The 15,563-nt window shown below is 64.1% G+C and carries 11 protein-coding genes; 6 read left to right on the top strand and 5 right to left on the bottom strand.

Going from position 1 to position 15,563, the window contains the following annotated elements; all coding sequences use genetic code 11:
• Positions 1–17 precede the first annotated feature (17 nt).
• The 3 genes from IVB48_RS08235 to IVB48_RS08225 are packed head-to-tail and all read left to right on the top strand — an operon-like array spanning position 18 to position 5,660.
• Positions 18–806, top strand: a complete 789-nt coding sequence (locus IVB48_RS08235) for a DNA repair protein (RefSeq protein WP_247359906.1) — start codon at positions 18–20, stop codon at positions 804–806.
• Positions 703–2,295, top strand: a complete 1,593-nt coding sequence (locus IVB48_RS08230) for a DNA polymerase Y family protein (protein ID WP_247399263.1) — start codon at positions 703–705, stop codon at positions 2,293–2,295. Before IVB48_RS08235 ends, IVB48_RS08230 begins: the two co-directional genes overlap by 104 nt.
• Positions 2,292–5,660 (top strand): error-prone DNA polymerase, encoded by a 3,369-nt coding sequence (locus tag IVB48_RS08225; protein WP_247399259.1) that lies wholly within the window; start codon positions 2,292–2,294, stop codon positions 5,658–5,660. Before IVB48_RS08230 ends, IVB48_RS08225 begins: the two co-directional genes overlap by 4 nt.
• 245 nt (positions 5,661–5,905) lie before the next feature.
• On the opposite strand, the gene IVB48_RS08220 is transcribed toward IVB48_RS08225, so the two are convergent.
• Both IVB48_RS08220 and IVB48_RS08215 read right to left on the bottom strand, forming a co-directional pair.
• Positions 5,906–6,676: an SDR family oxidoreductase gene (locus tag IVB48_RS08220; protein WP_247399257.1), complete on the bottom strand. Its 771-nt coding sequence runs from the start codon at positions 6,674–6,676 to the stop codon at positions 5,906–5,908.
• Positions 6,677–6,851: 175 nt separating this feature from the next.
• Positions 6,852–7,139: a hypothetical protein gene (locus IVB48_RS08215; RefSeq protein ID WP_007593600.1), complete on the bottom strand. Its 288-nt coding sequence runs from the start codon at positions 7,137–7,139 to the stop codon at positions 6,852–6,854.
• 54 nt (positions 7,140–7,193) lie between these two features.
• Between IVB48_RS08215 and IVB48_RS08210 the strand changes: the two genes are divergently transcribed.
• The 3 genes from IVB48_RS08210 to IVB48_RS08200 all read left to right on the top strand — a co-directional run bounded on the left by IVB48_RS08210 (position 7,194) and on the right by IVB48_RS08200 (position 13,151).
• Positions 7,194–8,606, top strand: a complete 1,413-nt coding sequence (locus IVB48_RS08210; protein WP_247399255.1) for a CoA transferase — start codon at positions 7,194–7,196, stop codon at positions 8,604–8,606.
• Between the two features lie 145 nt (positions 8,607–8,751).
• A complete protein-coding gene (locus IVB48_RS08205; protein WP_247399253.1) occupies positions 8,752–9,996 on the top strand; it encodes an efflux RND transporter periplasmic adaptor subunit in 1,245 nt (414 codons plus the stop codon).
• A 38-nt stretch (positions 9,997–10,034) separates the two neighbouring features.
• Positions 10,035–13,151, top strand: coding sequence for a CusA/CzcA family heavy metal efflux RND transporter (locus IVB48_RS08200; protein ID WP_247359900.1), 3,117 nt, complete (start codon positions 10,035–10,037; stop codon positions 13,149–13,151).
• 9 nt (positions 13,152–13,160) lie between these two features.
• On the opposite strand, the gene IVB48_RS08195 is transcribed toward IVB48_RS08200, so the two are convergent.
• The 3 genes from IVB48_RS08195 to IVB48_RS08185 all read right to left on the bottom strand — a co-directional run bounded on the left by IVB48_RS08195 (position 13,161) and on the right by IVB48_RS08185 (position 15,559).
• The gene (locus IVB48_RS08195) at positions 13,161–13,787 is read right to left on the bottom strand and encodes a LysE family transporter (protein WP_027569033.1); all 627 of its coding nucleotides are present in this window, start codon (positions 13,785–13,787) and stop codon (positions 13,161–13,163) included.
• Positions 13,788–13,987: 200 nt separating this feature from the next.
• Entirely contained in the window at positions 13,988–14,950 is a 963-nt protein-coding gene (locus IVB48_RS08190; RefSeq protein WP_247399251.1) for an amidohydrolase family protein, read from the bottom strand.
• A 51-nt stretch (positions 14,951–15,001) separates the two neighbouring features.
• Positions 15,002–15,559 carry a hypothetical protein gene (locus IVB48_RS08185; RefSeq protein ID WP_027569035.1) on the bottom strand — a complete coding sequence of 186 codons (558 nt, stop codon included), beginning with the start codon at positions 15,557–15,559 and terminating at the stop codon, positions 15,002–15,004.
• Between the last annotated feature and the right edge of the window lie 4 nt (positions 15,560–15,563).

Here is a 15,563-nt window from a genome sequence, read left to right as displayed (position 1 = left end):
TTCAAGGAGCGGCGACCATGAGCGGCGCACGCATCAGCGCGCTTGCAGCCTTGCGCGGCCAGATCGAGCGCATCGAGACGGCGGAGGTCGTGCATCATCGCGACCGTGTCGCGCTCGGCCATCGCGAGGCCGACAACGCGCTAAAGGGCGGGCTCGCGCGCGCGGCAATCCACGAGGTATTTTGCGAGGGGCGTCAGGGCGCGGCCGCGACGGGCTTTGTCACCGGACTTGCGGGGCGGATGACGGCGCGAAAACCGCTGCTGTGGGTGCGGCAGGATTTTTCAGAAATTGAAACCGGTGCGCTGTCGATGAGCGGGCTCACCGAGATCGGTCTCGATCCGCGCCGCATGGTGATGGTGCGCGCCGCCGACGTGGAGAGTGCGTTGCGCACGTCGGCCGATGCGCTCGCCTGCGACGCGCTGGGTGCCGTCGTGCTCGAGCTCTGGGGCGAGACGAGGCAGTTCGATCTGGTGGCGAGCCGCAAGCTGACGCTGGCTGCGCAATCTTCCGGTGTCACCGGCCTGTTGCTGCGGATGGCCGCGCAACCTTTACCCTCAACCGCCGAGACCAGATGGATGCTGCGCGCGGCGCATTCGCCGCCGGGCGCGATGTGGAGCGCTTGGGGGGCGCCGCGTTTCGATGCCGAGCTCCTGCGCAATCGTCATGGCCCGTGCGGGCGGTGGATCATGGAATGGAAATGTGATGAGTGCCAGTTCTCTGAATCGTCGGCGTATCCTCAGCCTGTGGCTGCCGCGCCTGCCCATCGATCGGATCCAGCGGTTCTTCGGCAACGTCGGACTGCATGAAAATAATGCGCCCAGCATCGTCGTTGCCAAGGACAGCAACGCGTTGGTGATCCATGCGCTGGACGAGGCGGCCGAGCGCCTCGGTCTGCATATCGGCCAGCCTCTGGCCAATGCCCGGGCGATGTGTCCTGATTTAAAGGTGTTCGACGCCGATGCCGTGGCCGATGCCAAGACGATCGGCGACATCGCCGACTGGTGCGATCGTTTCACGCCGCTGGTGGCACTCGATCCGCCGCACGGGCTGTTCCTCGACATCACCGGCTGCGCGCATCTGTTCGGCGGCGAGGCTGCGCTGTTGCAAACCCTTGTCCGTGCCCTCGATCGCCAGGGCTTTGCCGTCAGCGCGGCGATCGCCGGCACCTCGGTCTGCGCGCGCACGCTGACGCGGCAATCTTCAAGGACCATCGTTGCCGATGGCGGGGAGGCGGCGGCAATCAGCCGGTTTCCGGTGTCAGCGCTTGGCGCGGGTGAGGCCATCAGCACCGGCCTGCGACGCGCCGGCCTGAAGACCATCGGCGATGTCGCCTCGCGCACGCCGAGCGAAATCACGGCGCGGTTCGGTGCGCGGTTCTCCACGCTGCTCGCGCATGCGCTGGGGCAGGGCGATGCGCCGATCAATCCACGAAAGCCGCTGCCCGATTACATCGTGGAGAAACGCTTTGCCGAGCCGATCGCGACCGACACCATGATCGCGATGACGCTGTCGCGCCTGGCGGACACGCTGATTGCGTCGATGGAGAAGCAGGGCAAGGGCGCGCGCCGCCTGGAAGCAGCCTTCTTCCGCACCGACGGCGCGGTGCGCGCGATTATGGTCGAGACCGGACGTCCCGTGACGCAAAGCAAAGTCATCGACCGGCTGTTCCGCGAGCGTCTCGATGCACTCGCCGATCCCCTCGATCCCGGCTTCGGCTTTGACATGGTGCGGCTGTCGGCAAGCCGCACCGAGATCGTGGTGCAGGAGCAGCGCGATCTCGACGCCCATGTCCACGACAATGACGAGCTTGCCGCGCTGATCGACCGCATCGCCGCGCGCATCGGCGGAAAGCGCGTCGTCGTGCATCTGCCTGAGGATACCCATATCCCCGAATGTGCGGTGCTGGCCGCACCGGCGCAGCATCATCTCGCCGTGGCCATGCAGGCCGAATGGCCCGCGCGCACCGAGACTGAGCCGCCGCTGCGTCCGTTGCGGCTGTTCGACAAGCCTGAGCCGATCAATGTGCCGTTTGCGACCGTGCCCGACGGGCCGCCGCATCAATTCACCTGGCGCCGCGCGCAGCATGTGGTGGTGCGGGTGGAAGGCCCCGAGCGCATCGCCATGGAATGGTGGCGGCAGGACGGCAAGCAACTGACGCGGGATTATTTCCGTATCGAAGATGCCGAAGGCTTGCGCTTCTGGATCTTTCGCGACGGTCTTTACGAGGGGGAGTGCTTCGACGGCGACGGCAAGCCTGTTCCTCCCGGCTGGTATGTGCACGGTCTCTTCGCATGAACACGCCCGCTTATGCCGAGATCGGCATCACCACGAATTTCTCCTTCCTGCGCGGCGGCTCGGATCCGCGCGCCTATGTGCAGCAGGCCAGCAAGCTCGGCATTCCCGTGATCGGCATCGCCGACCACAACACGCTCGCTGGCGTAGTGCGCGCCTACAAGGAGCTCGACAATGACGAGGTGCTGCACAAGCCGAAGCTTTTGATTGGCACCCGCATCGTCTTCATCGACGGCACGCCCGATATCCTGGTCTATCCGCGTGACCGCGCCGCCTATGGCCGGCTGTGCCAGCTTCTCACCCGGGGCAAGCGCGGCGACGGTATCACGAGGATTGCGAAGGGCGAGTGCCATCTCACCTTCGCCGATCTCCTTGCGTTTTCCGAAGGCCAGCTCCTGATCCTGACGCTGCCGTATCGCTTCGATGCGGCGCAGACGCAGGACATCCTCGCCAAGCTGAAGGCAAGTCGTGCCGAGGGCGTGTGGCTGGCGGCGAGCCTGGTCTATCGTGGCGACGACCGCCGCCGCCTCGCGCAGCTCGATGATCTCGCCGCAAAAGCAAAAGTGCCGCTGCTTGCGACCAACGAGGTGCTCTATCACCACCCCGCGCGCCGTCCCCTCCAGGACGTGCTGACCTGCATCCGGGAGAAAACCACGATCGAGGCGGTCGGCCGGAAGCTGGAAGCCAATGCCGAGCGATTTCTGAAGACGCCCAGGGAGATGGCGCGGCTGTTCCGCGATTTCCCCGAAGCTATCGCGGAGACCATGCGCTTTGCGGACAAGATCACCTTCTCGCTCGATCAGCTCAAATATCAGTATCCGGATGAGCCGGTGCCGCCGGGAAAGACCGCGCAGGGGCATCTGGAGGATCTGACCTGGGCCGGTGTCGACAAATATTTCGGCGGCAAGATCGACGACAAGCTGCGCGCCACCCTGAAGAAAGAACTCGCACTGATCGCCGATCTGAAATACGCGCATTACTTCCTCACCGTGCACGACATCGTGCATTACGCCCGCAGCCAGAACATTTTGTGCCAGGGGCGGGGATCGGCGGCGAATTCGGCGGTCTGCTACGTGCTCGGCATCACCTCGGTCGACCCGACCAAGGTCGATCTGCTGTTCGAGCGCTTCATCTCCAAGGAGCGGCTGGAGCCGCCCGACATCGACGTCGATTTCGAGCATTCGCGGCGCGAGGAGGTGATGCAATATGTCTATCGCCGTTACGGCCGCCATCGCGCCGCGATCATCGCCACCGTCATCCATTATCGCCCGCGTAGCGCCATCCGCGACGTCGGCAAGGCGCTGGGCCTGACCGAGGATGTCACCGCCGCCCTCGCCGACACCGTTTGGGGAAGCTGGGGCAAGGGCCTCAACGACATGCAGGTCAGGCAGGCCGGCCTCGATCCGCAAAATTCAATGATCAATCTCGCAGTCGAGCTCGCGACCGAGCTGATCGAATTCCCCCGTCATCTGTCCCAGCATGTCGGCGGCTATGTGCTCACGCAGGACCGGCTCGACACCTATGTGCCGATCGGCAATGCCGCGATGGACGATCGCACCTTCATCGAATGGGACAAGGACGATGTCGACGCGCTCAGCATGATGAAGGTCGACGTGCTCGCGCTGGGCATGCTGACCTGCATCCGCAAGTGCTTTGATCTGATCGAGCAGCACAAGGGCGAACGCTGGATGCTGGCGAGCGTCCCGCAGGATGATTCCAAAGTCTACGACATGCTGTGCGACGGGGAGTCGCTCGGCGTATTCCAGGTCGAGAGCCGCGCGCAGATGAACATGCTGCCCCGGCTGAAGCCACGGACCTTCTACGATCTCGTCATCGAGGTCGCGATCGTGCGGCCGGGGCCGATCCAGGGTGACATGGTGCATCCGTATTTGCGGCGGCGGAACGGCTTGGAAAAAGTGAACTATCCATCGCCGTCACCGGAGCATGGCGACAAGGACGAGCTTTACAGAGTGCTGCACAAGACCCTCGGCGTGCCCCTGTTCCAGGAGCAGGCGATGCGGATCGCGATCGAGGCCGCGAAGTTCACGGCCGAGGAGGCCAACGGCCTGCGCCGTGCGATGGCAACGTTCCGCAATGTCGGCACCATCGGCAAGTTCGAAGACAAGATGATCGGCAACATGATCGCACGCGGTTATGCGCCGGATTTTGCCAGAAACTGTTTCGAACAGATCAAGGGTTTTGGCAGCTACGGTTTTCCGGAGAGCCATGCCGCAAGCTTCGCGCAGCTTGTCTATATCTCCTCATGGCTGAAGCATTATCACCCTGATGCATTCTGCTGCGGCCTCCTGAACTCGCAGCCGATGGGCTTTTACGCCCCGGCGCAGATCGTCAGCGACGCTCGCAAGAACGGCGTCGAGGTGCGCGATATCGATGTGTCCTACAGCTTTGCGCAGAACACGCTGGAAGAAAGAAGTGGCAAATATTGCGCCGTGCGCCTGGGCTTCCGCCAGATCGACGGTTTTCATTGGCTCGATGAGGATGAGGAAAGGCTGAAAAGAGGCGCCCCTCGGAATGAGTATGTGGAGAGAGCGCCCGACTGGGCCGACCGCATCGTCGCCGCGCGCAACCGCCGGCCCTTCACCTCGCTGGAAGATTTCGCCCGCGACACCGGTCTGCCCAAGCGCGCGCTGATCTTGCTCGCCGATGCCGACGCGTTCCGCTCGCTCGGGCTCGACCGCCGCGAGGCGCTGTGGCAGGTGCGGCGCCTGCCCGGCGATGTGCCGCTGCCGCTATTCGAGGTGGCCACCGCACGCGAGCAGCCGGACGAGCATGCCAGGCCGTTGCCGGTGATGCCGCGGGCCGAACAGGTGGTCGCGGACTATCAGACCATTCGGTTATCGCTGAAGGGGCATCCGATGGAATTTTTGCGCGAGATGTTTTCGCGCGAGCGCATCGTCGCCTGCAAGGACATCAACCATGACAACGAGCGGCGCCGTGTCCGCTGTGCCGGCGTCGTGCTGGTACGGCAGCGGCCGGGCAGCGCCAGCGGCGTCGTGTTCATGACACTGGAGGACGAAACCGGCATCGCCAATGTCGTGGTGTGGCCGAAGATCATGGAGCAGTACCGGAAGGAGGTGATGGGCGCACGCCTCATCCTGGTCGAAGGCTATATCCAGAGCAGCCCCGAAAAGGTGACGCATCTGATCGCCCAGCGGATGATCGACCGTTCGCACGATCTGGTCGGCCTCGCCAACGACGCCCTCGGCTGCAAGCATCCGGTGCCGGCAGGCGCCACCGTGGTCGAACCGCTCAACGACGATCCCCGCGCCCACACGGATGCGCCCGCGCAAAAACTTCGCCACCCCCGCAACGTCCGCATCCTGCCGCCGTCGCGGGATTTCCATTGAGGAATGTAGAGCACTCTGCTGCCACACCGTCATTGCGAGCGCAGCGAAGCAATCCAGACTGTTACCGCGGAGAGATACTGGATTGCTTCGCTGCGCTCGCAATGACGAGTTTGTTGAAGCGATCGCGCGCCTCACTCTCGGTCGTCATACCCCGCGGAGGCGGGGTATCCAGTACCCGCGGCTTCACGATTCAGTCGCCTCGGAATACTGGATCGCCCGGTCAGCCGGGCGATGACAGCGTGGCCTCAAAAATTCACCCGGTTCGAGATCGCGCCGTCCACCACCAGATTGGAGCCCGTGGTGAACCCCGACACCGGGCTCGCCAGAAACACCGCTGCGCTCGCGATCTCCTGCGGCGTCGCCATGCGGCCGGTGGGGTTGCGCTTCATCGCATCATTGTAGCGCTCGGGCATGTTCTGCTCGATCGTATTCCAGACACCGCCCTTGAAATAGACCGTGCCTGGCGAGACCACGTTGACGCGGATCTTCTTCTTCGCGTACTGCCGTGCCAGCCCCTTGGACATGTGGATCAACGCAGCCTTGATCGGGCCGTAGGAGCTCGCCGTATCCGCTTGCGCCGCGGAGATCGATGAGATGATCACGAAGGCGGCGTCGCCGCTGCTTACACCGCTGGCCTCGAGGAACGGCCGCGCGGCGTCGAACGCATGCACGGCGCCGAGCAGGTCGAGCCGAAAATTCTGCTCCCACGAAGCGGCATCATGGCCTTGTGCCATCGCGCCCGCGTTGGAGAACAGCATGTCGATGCCGCCAAGCTCCTTTGCAGCATTCTCGATCCAGGATTTCAGTGCCGCGCCGTCGGTGACGTCGACCGGGCCGCCGGTCGCGCGGATCCCGCTGGCCTTCAACTCCGTAACGGTGGCGGCAACCTGGTCCGCGTTGCGTGCACACACCGCGACATTGCTGCCTTCGCCGGCCAGCGTCGCCGCAATCGCCCGCCCGATGCCGCGCGTCCCGCCAAGTACGACGGCGTTCTTGCCCTTGAGACCGAGATCCATTGTTTGGTTTCCTTTTTTGTTGGTCGCAGCGAGTGTAGCTGTTTCGAGAGACGCCCAAAAGCCTCCACATCGTCATTGCGAGGAGCTCTTGCGACGAAGCAATCCGGAATGCCACCGCGGAAAGACTCTGGATTGCTTCGCTTCGCTCGCAATGAGCGTGTGGAAACAGCGGCCCTCACTCCGGTGCCGCCCCCACCGGCGGGCCGCCGGGCGGGCGGTGCAGGAATGTCAGTGAGACGTAGGCGCCGGCCCAGGAGCCGATCGCCGCGAAAGCCACATAGAAAGCGTTTTCGGTGTAGCTGATCACCGCATAGGAGGAGAGCATGTACCAGACCGCGCTCCAGTTCGCCGCGGGCACGCGCTTGCGTGCGATCACGGCCGAGGTGAACATGACATAGACCGCGTCGGTGGCCGCCGTTGCGATGAACACGGCGCCTGCGGTGAGGGGATCGATGGCGGCCATTGCATGTCCTTGTGTGCTAATGCGATGGTCGCAAACTAAAGGGAGAGAAGGGTCATGCAAAGCCCCACAGAAGTTCTCAGTGGCATCTGGACCTCCGCCGGCGGTGACGCCGCCGCGCTCGCGCACGTGCGGCTGACGGGCGAGGAGCCGCAGATCCCGTCCTCGTTTCGCGTCGCAATTGCCGGCCAGACGACGATCGCGGCGGCCGGCCTTGCCGCCGCCGAAATCTGGAGATTGCGCAGCGGCGAGGCGCAGGACGTTAGCGTCGAGCTGCGCCATGCCGTCGCCGAATGCCGCTCCGAGCGCTACTTGCGCGTCGACGACAAGCCGCCGCCGCCCGCCTGGGACGCCATCGCCGGCGTCTACAGAACCGGCGACAACCGCTTCGTCCGCTGTCACACCAATTTCCCGCATCATCGCGACGTCGTCTGCCAGGTCCTCGGCTGCGAGCCCGAGCGCGATAAGGTGCAGGCTGCATTGATGCATTGGAAGGGCGAGGATTTCGAGACTGCGGCTTACGCTGCGGGCGGCGTCGTTGCCCTGATGCGCTCCTACGACGAATGGTCGGCGCTGCCGCAGGCCCGCGCGCTCGCCGAATTGCCGCTGGTCTCGATCGAGAAGATTGGCGAGGCCCCGCCGAAGCCGTGGCCGCAACGACCGCCAAAAGGCGATCGCCCGCTCGCAGACCTGCGCGTGCTCGATCTCTCTCGCGTCATCGCGGGCCCCGTCGCCGGCCGCACGCTCGCCGCGCACGGCGCGGATGTGCTGCTCGTGTCAGGCCCCGAACTGCCGGCCATTCCGTGGCTGACCATCGACACCGGCCGCGGCAAGCTCACCACCTTCATCGAGTTGAAGAGCGAGGCGGGCAGAGCGCAGATGCGCGTGCTGTTGAAGGACGCCGACATCTTCTCACAAGGCTATCGCCCGCGCTCGCTCGCCGCTCTCGGCTTTACGCCGGAGGACGCGGCAAAAATCAATCCCGGCATCGTCTACGTGACGCTGTCGGCCTATGGCCATGCCGGTCCCTGGGCGGGGCGGCGCGGCTTCGATTCGCTCGTGCAGACCACGACCGGCTTCAACCATGCCGAGGGACAGGCTGCCGGCATCGATGGACCGAAGGAATTGCCGGCACAGATGCTCGACCACGCCACCGGCTATCTGATGGCGTTCGGCGCGATGATGGCGAAGGCTCGCCAGGCCCGCGAAGGCGGCAGCTGGCACGTGCGCGTATCGCTAGCGCAGACCGGGCGTTGGCTGTGGGATCTCGGACGGCTCGAAAATGGCTTGAACACCCCGGATATTACGGGCGAGGCCGTACACGCTGCATTCATCGAGAGCATGCCATCTGGCTTCGGCCCGTTGAAGGCGGTGCGCCATTCAGCGATGCTGTCGAAGACGCCGGCGCAATGGAGCCGTCCGGCGATGCCGCTCGGCAGTCATCCGGCAGAGTGGCCGGTGACAAACTGACGTGAAGCTGACGTGTCGCAAATTTTTAACGCAAACCGAAAGGCGGCCGGCGTTTTTTAGGTTGTTTGAAATCACAATTCGGCACTATTAGCGCGACCGATGACGCTGGCATCCGCTGGTATCATCGCAGACATGACCGGGCCCCATGGTAGTTGAAAATACCAAGCGATTGCAGGTGCTTACACAACAACGGGTAATTACATCCGTAGTTTTACTAGCTCTTGCCGGTGCCGGGGCTTACGGCTTCCTCCATGCGGGAGCGAAGGAGAAGAACCACTCCGAGATCTCCAGCCAGTCGCGCAGGAATGCGCAGAACTTCACGCCGACGCCGTCGGAATGGGCGACGCTGACGATCGAGCCGGTCAAGGCCAAGACCTTCCGCGCCGAGTATGTCACCGAGGGCAAGGTCGCAGTCGACGAGGACCGTTCGACGCCGGTGTTCTCGCCCTATGCGGGCCGGGTGACCAAGCTGCTCGCCAAGCCCGGCGAGGTGCTGAAGCAAGGTCAACCGCTGTTCACGATCGAGGCCGCCGACACCGTGCAGGCCCAGAACGATTTCATTGCGGCGATGAGCTCGCAGAACAAGGCGAAGTCGGCGATCGATCTTGCCGACATCCAGTTCAAGCGCGCCAAGGACCTCTACGAGGGCCATGCCATCCCCCTGAAGGACTATCAGCAGGCGGAAGCGACCCAGGTTCAGGCGCAGAACGACATGCGCTCATCGGCGACGGCGCTGGAAGCCGCGCGCAACAAGCTGCGTATCCTCGGCTTCACCGACGAGACCATCAAGGCGTTCCAGGACAAGGGCGTCATCAATCCGGAAGTCACGATCTATTCGCCGATCGCGGGCACGGTCGTGCAGCGTAAGATCGGCCCCGGCCAGTACGTCAATTCGGGCGCCAGCGATCCGGTCTTCGTCGTCGGCGACCTCTCCACGGTCTGGCTCACCGCCTTCGTGCGCGAGAGCGATGCGGCCGCCGTGTGCATCGGGCAGGACATCAGCGTCAACGTGATGGCGCTCCCGGGCCGTCCCTTGACCGCCAAGGTCAACTACGTCGCCGCCGCGATCGATCCGAACACCCGCCGCCTGCTGGTCCGCGCCACCATCGACAACAAGGACGGTCTGCTGAAACCGGAGATGTTCGCCAACGTCACGATCTATTCGTCCGGCGACCGCGCCGCGCCGGCGGTACCGAAGCAGGCCTTGATCTACGAAGCCGACAAGGTCCGCCTCTGGGTGGCACGCGAGGACAAGTCGGTCGAGCTGCGCGAGATCAAGATCGGTCTCATCAATGGCAATCTCGTCGAGGTCACCAGCAATCTGAAGCCCGGCGAGCAGGTGGTCACCAAAGGCAGCCTGTTCATCGACCGCGCGGCGTCCGGCAGCTGATCGACGGGCCGGGAAAAAAAGACAAGCTGAAGACCTGAATGGATCGCCTCGTCGCCCTTGCCGTCAACCGGCGCTTCCTGATGGTCGGGATGTTCGTCGCCGTGCTCATCGGCGGCCTGATCGCGTTCAACCAGCTCAACATCGAGGCTTATCCCGATCCGACCCCGCCGATGGTCGACATCGTGACGCAGAGCCCGGGGCTGTCGGCGGAGGAGATCGAGCGCTACATCACGATTCCGATCGAGACCCAGGTCGCGGGTCTGAAGAACGTGACGACCATTCGCACCATCTCGCTCTACGGCCTCTCCGACGTCAAACTGCAGTTCTCTTTCGCCTACACCTATGACGAGGCGTTGCAGCAGGTCTTGAACCGCCTGGCGCAGCTCGCGCCGCTGCCCGGCAACGTGCAGCCGCAGATCTCGCCGCTCAGCCCGATTGGCGAAATTTTCCGCTACCGTCTCGTCGGTCCGCCGAACTACAGCGTGCTCGACCTCAAGACCATCCAGGATTGGATTCTCCAGCGGCGCTTCCGTGCCGTGCCCGGCGTGATCGACGTCACCGGCTGGGGTGGCAAGAGCAAGACCTATGAGCTCCAGGTCGACTTCAACAAGCTGGTCGCCAACGGCCTGACGCTGCCGCAATTGCTCCAGGCGGTCGGCAATTCCAACGTCAATGTCGGCGGTAACACCGTCAATATCGGTCAGCAATCGGCCGTGGTGCGTGGCGTCGGCCTGATCCGCTCGATCGACGACCTCGCCAACACCATGGTCTCGCAGACCAACGGCAATCCGGTGCTAGTCAAGGATGTCGCCACCGTCACCGTCGGCCAGAAGCCACGTCTCGGCATTGCCGGCCTCGACGAGGCGGACGACATTGTGCAGGGCATCGTCCTGATGCGCCGCGGCGAGCAGAGCTCGCCAACCATCAAGCGCGTCCACCAGCTCGTTCAAACCATCAACGAGTCCAGCATCCTGCCGCCCGGCGTGCGCATCGAACGCATCTACGACCGCGGCGACCTGATTGAGCTCACCACCCACACCGTGCTGCACAACATGGTGGTCGGCATTCTGCTGATCGTGCTGCTGCAGTGGATCTTTCTCGGCGATCTCCGCAGTGCGCTGATCGTCGGCGCCACCATTCCGTTCGCATTGTTCTTCGCGGTGATCATCCTGGTGCTGCGCGGGGAATCGGCGAACCTGCTGTCGGTCGGCGCGATCGATTTCGGCCTGATCGTCGATGCCACGGTCATCATGGTGGAGGCGATCTTCCGGCGCCTGACGCAGACGACGCCGATGTCGGAATCCGAGCAGATGTCGTCCGAGACGCTGTTCGGCATGAAAAGCCACGCCATCCTCAGCGCGGCGGCCGATGTCTCCCGTTCGATCTTCTTCGCCGCGGCGATCATCATCGCGGCCTTCCTACCGCTGTTCACGCTCTCCGGCGTCGAGGGCAACATCTTCGGACCGATGGCGCGCACCTATGCCTACGCGCTGGCCGGTGGACTGCTTGCGACCTTCACCGTGACCCCGGCGCTGTCCGCGATCATCCTGCCCGCGCATGTCAGGGAGACCGAGACCAAGGTGATGTTGATCCTGCATCGGATCTACATGCCGGTGCTGCATTGGGCGGTCGCCAACCGCGGCATCATGCTCGGTGGTGCGTTCGGCCTCGTGCTGATGACGGTTGCGCTCAGCCGGTTGCTTGGCCTCGAATTCCTGCCGAAGCTGGAGGAGGGCAATCTCTGGATCCGCGCCACGCTGCCGCCGACCATCTCGCTTCAGGAAGGCAACTCCTACGTCAACGAGATGCGCAAGGTGATCCGCGCGCGGCCTGAAGTGGAATCCGTGGTGTCGCAGCACGGCCGCCCCGATGACGGCACCGACGCGGCGGGCTTCTTCAACGCCGAGTTCTTCGCGCCGCTCAAGCCCGCCAGCCAATGGCCCGGCACCCGCGACAAGGAAGAGCTGACGGCGCAACTGCTCAAGCAGCTTGACGATCGCTTCCCCGGCGTCGAGTTCAACTTCTCGCAATATCTCCAGGACAACGTCTCCGAAGCCGTCTCCGGCGTGAAGGGCGAGAACTCGATCAAGCTGTTCGGCAGCGACCTCCAGGCGCTGACCGACACCGCCAACAAGATCAAGTCGGTGCTGTCAACCGTGCAGGGCGTCACCGATCTTGCGGTGTTCACCTCACTCGGGCAGCCGACCATCCAGATCGACATCAACCGTGCCAAGGCCGCGCGCTACGGCCTCGCGCCGGGTGACATCAACGCCACCATCAAGGTCGCGATCGGCGGCGACACCGCCGGAGACATCTACGAGGCGGGAAGCGACCGCCACTTTCCGATCATCGTTCGTCTCGCGCCGGAATTCCGCAGGAGCGCCGAGGCGATCCAGAATTTGCGGATCGGCGCGCCCGGACCAAACGGCACCGTCACGCAGATCCCCCTGAGCGAGGTCGCCAGCATCAGCCTCGTCTCGGGTGCGGCCTACATTTATCGCGAGCAGCAGGAACGCTATCTGCCGATCAAGTTCTCGGTGCGTGAACGCGACCTCGGCAGCGCCATCCGCGAGGCGCAGCAGAAGATCGCCGATCAGGTGCAGCTGCCGCCCGGCGCGCACATGGACTGGGTCGGAGAATTCGGCAATCTCCAGGACGCGATCCGGCGATTGTCGATCGTGGTGCCGATCTCGCTGGCGCTGATCGGCGTCCTGCTCTGGTTCAATTTCGGCTCGATGACTGACACGCTGCTCGCCATGAGCGTGATCCCGATGGCGATCTTCGGCGGCGTGCTCGGTCTTTTGATCACCGGCACCGCCTTCAGTGTCTCGGCGGCGATCGGCTTCATCGCGCTGTTCGGTATCGCCGTGATGGACGGCATCATCATCCTGTCGCAGTTCAACCAGCTCATCGAAGAGGGCATGGACCGCATGAGCGCGGTGATACGCACCGGCGAATTGCAGCTTCGGCCGGTGCTGATGACCTGCGTCGTCGCCGGCATCGGCCTGTTGCCGGCCGCGCTGTCGGAAGGTATCGGCTCGCAGGTGCAGAAGCCGCTCGCGGTCGTCGTCGTGACAGGCATGATGCTCGCCCCGATCGTGATCCTGGTGACGCTGCCGGTGTTGATCTCCTTCTTCTCCCGCCGCGCACGCTGACGCCGCCGATCACAGCATCCGCTGCGCGATCCGCACCAGCATCATGGTGCCGAGGCCCAGCAGCATCAGGCTGGCCAACCGACTGCTCATCGACAGCATGCGCGGCGTCAGCCGTGACCGCGCCGTTGCCACGATCGTGCTGAGCACGGTCCACCAGATCGCGGAACCGACGAAGACACCGGCGATCAGCGGGGCTGCCGCGGCCTGCATGGAGAAGGCGTGCAGCGCAGCCAGAAACAGGATGACGGTCAGCGGATTGGTGAACCCAAGCGCGATGGCGCTGAGATAGGCGCGCGCCAGATGCACGTTGTCGATGTCGTCGGTCGCCTGGAGTGCGACCGAGCCGCGATGGGTTCGGATCGCGAACCACAGCAGCGTGAGCGCCGAGACGATGCCGAAGCTGGCGGCATTGGCCTCGACCCAGGGCTGTGCAAGCGAGCCCAGGCCCAAAACCGCGAGGGCGCTGTAAGTGAGATGCACGGTCGCCGCGCCGAAGCCGGTTGCGAGGCCCGTGGCCATTCCTGATGCCAATGTGCGCTGAATGCACAGCATGCCCATCGGTCCGATGGGGGCGGCGACGGTGAAACCAATTCCAATGCCGGAAAAAAGCGCGGCAAGATAATGCGATAAAGGCATGCACCCGCACGAACAAATGAAATCTGTGCGTGTGGGTAGCCCCGAAAATGAATCGCCGCCTCAACCAGAAGGGTGAGAAACGAGCGAGAGCACAAACACGTTCGTGTGAGTCCAAGGAGTTTGTGCCTTCGCGACAACAGTTCCACACTTCACTGTGGAACTGTGTCGCGGTCGTTGAACCGAATTGCGCCTGTCGCGACTCAGAACCCGTAGAGTTGCACCGGGTTGTCGACCAGGATCTTCTTGCGCACATCCGCATCCGGCGCCCACACCGGAAGCTGGTTGAGCAGGCGGCCGTCGTCGATCTGGTAGAGCGGCGCGATGTCGGTGGCTTTGCGTCCCTCGACACGGCTCGAATCCGGATGCGGCCAGTCCGTGCCCCAGACGATGCGGTCCGCATTCGCCGCGATCAGTGCGCGAGCATAGGGCACCGTGTCCTGATAGTCGGGCGCGAGCTTCGAGGAGCGATAGGCGCCGGAAATCTTGACATAGGCCTTGCCGGATTTCACCAGCGCGACCAGGTCGGCAAATCCCGGCTGCTCCAGCCCAAGCGAAGCCTCGAGGCCGCCGAAATGGTCGAATACAACGGGTACTGGCGCCGTCTCGACGAGGTCCTTGATTGCCGAGATCATGGGGAGCGTGGTGTAAAGTTGCACGTGCCAGCCGCGCGCCTTCATGCGCTCGACTGCGGCGGTGAAACGCGGCCGACCGACATTGGGGTCGTTGACGCCGCCGGTCGCAAGATTGAGGCGGACACCGCGAAAGCCGTCTGCTTGCATCGCGTCGAGCTGGGCCTCGGTCGTTTTGTCGTCGATCACGGCCACTCCGCGCGCGGCCGCGCCGCGCGCCTTCATGCCGAACAGGGTGGAGGCGTTATCGGTGCCGTAGACACTCGGCGTCACGATCACAACGCGCTCGATATGCAGCGCCTTGTGCAACGCGGCCATTTCCTCCGGCGAAGCCGGCTCCGGCGTGTAGACGCGGCCCGCGAAGAACGGAAATTTTTCGACATCGCCATGGATGTGGGTGTGACAGTCGCAGGCATGGGCCGGGACGTCGAAATTGACCGGCGTCGCGGGCTGCGCGGCACGTGCGTGGGCTTTGTTGGACATGGCAACTCCGGCGGCAAGGGAGGCAAGCAGGACGCTGCGTCGGCTGAGCATGGTTTCTCTCCCCGTTTTGTTATTTGGCGGTGGCGTCGGGACAGTATCACATCAGCCCGGCAGCCGCTGCGCTTCGCTGCATAGCTGCTCGACGAGGTCCGCAAGCGGGCGTGAGCCGTCGACGCGCACGACCGGGCAGGGCAGCTTCGCGAGCCACGCTTCATCTTTTGCGAGACTGCGGCCGTCGCGATCGCCGGCTTCGTAGTGCGAGGCCCAGTCGACGAACGACTCCGCCTCCTCGTGACGCCAGCCGCCCTGTGCGACGGCATCCGCTCCGAAATGCGTAGCCTCGCGGTCACGCAGGCGCTGCAAGCGAAGCTCGCGCGGCGTCGTCACAAAGACGACGAGATCGAAGAATGGGACGAGCTCGTCGCCCCAGCCGGTGACGGTTCCGCTCAGCACCCAATCGAGCCGCGGCAAAAACATCTCGCGCATCAGGCGCAAACGCTCGGCGGCAGGGCGTGTCGTCTGGTAGGGCGGCGCCGTCGGCAGCCAGAAATAATCATCGCTGTCGTGATGCGGCAGCGCAAGCCTGCCGGCGAGCGCGCGACCGATCGTCGTCACGCCGGAGCCGGAGGCTCCCATCAGATGGATGCGGCGGCTTTTCATCGGC

Origin of the sequence: Bradyrhizobium sp. 76 (assembly GCF_023073025.1) — a bacterium.
In the GTDB taxonomy this organism is placed as follows: Bacteria; Pseudomonadota; Alphaproteobacteria; order Rhizobiales; family Xanthobacteraceae; genus Bradyrhizobium.
The sequence above is the reverse complement of the archived record's forward strand: the minus strand, read 5'-3'. Positions and strand labels throughout refer to the sequence as shown.

Excerpts from the sequence above, each read along its gene's own strand:
- IVB48_RS08235 (WP_247359906.1), top strand. The coding sequence starts at position 18 with ATGAGCGGCGCACGCATCAGCGCGCTTGCAGCCTTGCGCGGCCAGATC.
- IVB48_RS08230 (WP_247399263.1), top strand. The coding sequence starts at position 703 with ATGAGTGCCAGTTCTCTGAATCGTCGGCGTATCCTCAGCCTGTGGCTG.
- IVB48_RS08225 (WP_247399259.1), top strand. The coding sequence starts at position 2,292 with ATGAACACGCCCGCTTATGCCGAGATCGGCATCACCACGAATTTCTCC.
- IVB48_RS08220 (WP_247399257.1), bottom strand. The coding sequence starts at position 6,676 with ATGGATCTCGGTCTCAAGGGCAAGAACGCCGTCGTACTTGGCGGGACG.
- IVB48_RS08215 (WP_007593600.1), bottom strand. The coding sequence starts at position 7,139 with ATGGCCGCCATCGATCCCCTCACCGCAGGCGCCGTGTTCATCGCAACG.
- IVB48_RS08210 (WP_247399255.1), top strand. The coding sequence starts at position 7,194 with ATGCAAAGCCCCACAGAAGTTCTCAGTGGCATCTGGACCTCCGCCGGC.
- IVB48_RS08205 (WP_247399253.1), top strand. The coding sequence starts at position 8,752 with ATGGTAGTTGAAAATACCAAGCGATTGCAGGTGCTTACACAACAACGG.
- IVB48_RS08200 (WP_247359900.1), top strand. The coding sequence starts at position 10,035 with ATGGATCGCCTCGTCGCCCTTGCCGTCAACCGGCGCTTCCTGATGGTC.
- IVB48_RS08195 (WP_027569033.1), bottom strand. The coding sequence starts at position 13,787 with ATGCCTTTATCGCATTATCTTGCCGCGCTTTTTTCCGGCATTGGAATT.
- IVB48_RS08190 (WP_247399251.1), bottom strand. The coding sequence starts at position 14,950 with ATGCTCAGCCGACGCAGCGTCCTGCTTGCCTCCCTTGCCGCCGGAGTT.
- IVB48_RS08185 (WP_027569035.1), bottom strand. The coding sequence starts at position 15,559 with ATGAAAAGCCGCCGCATCCATCTGATGGGAGCCTCCGGCTCCGGCGTG.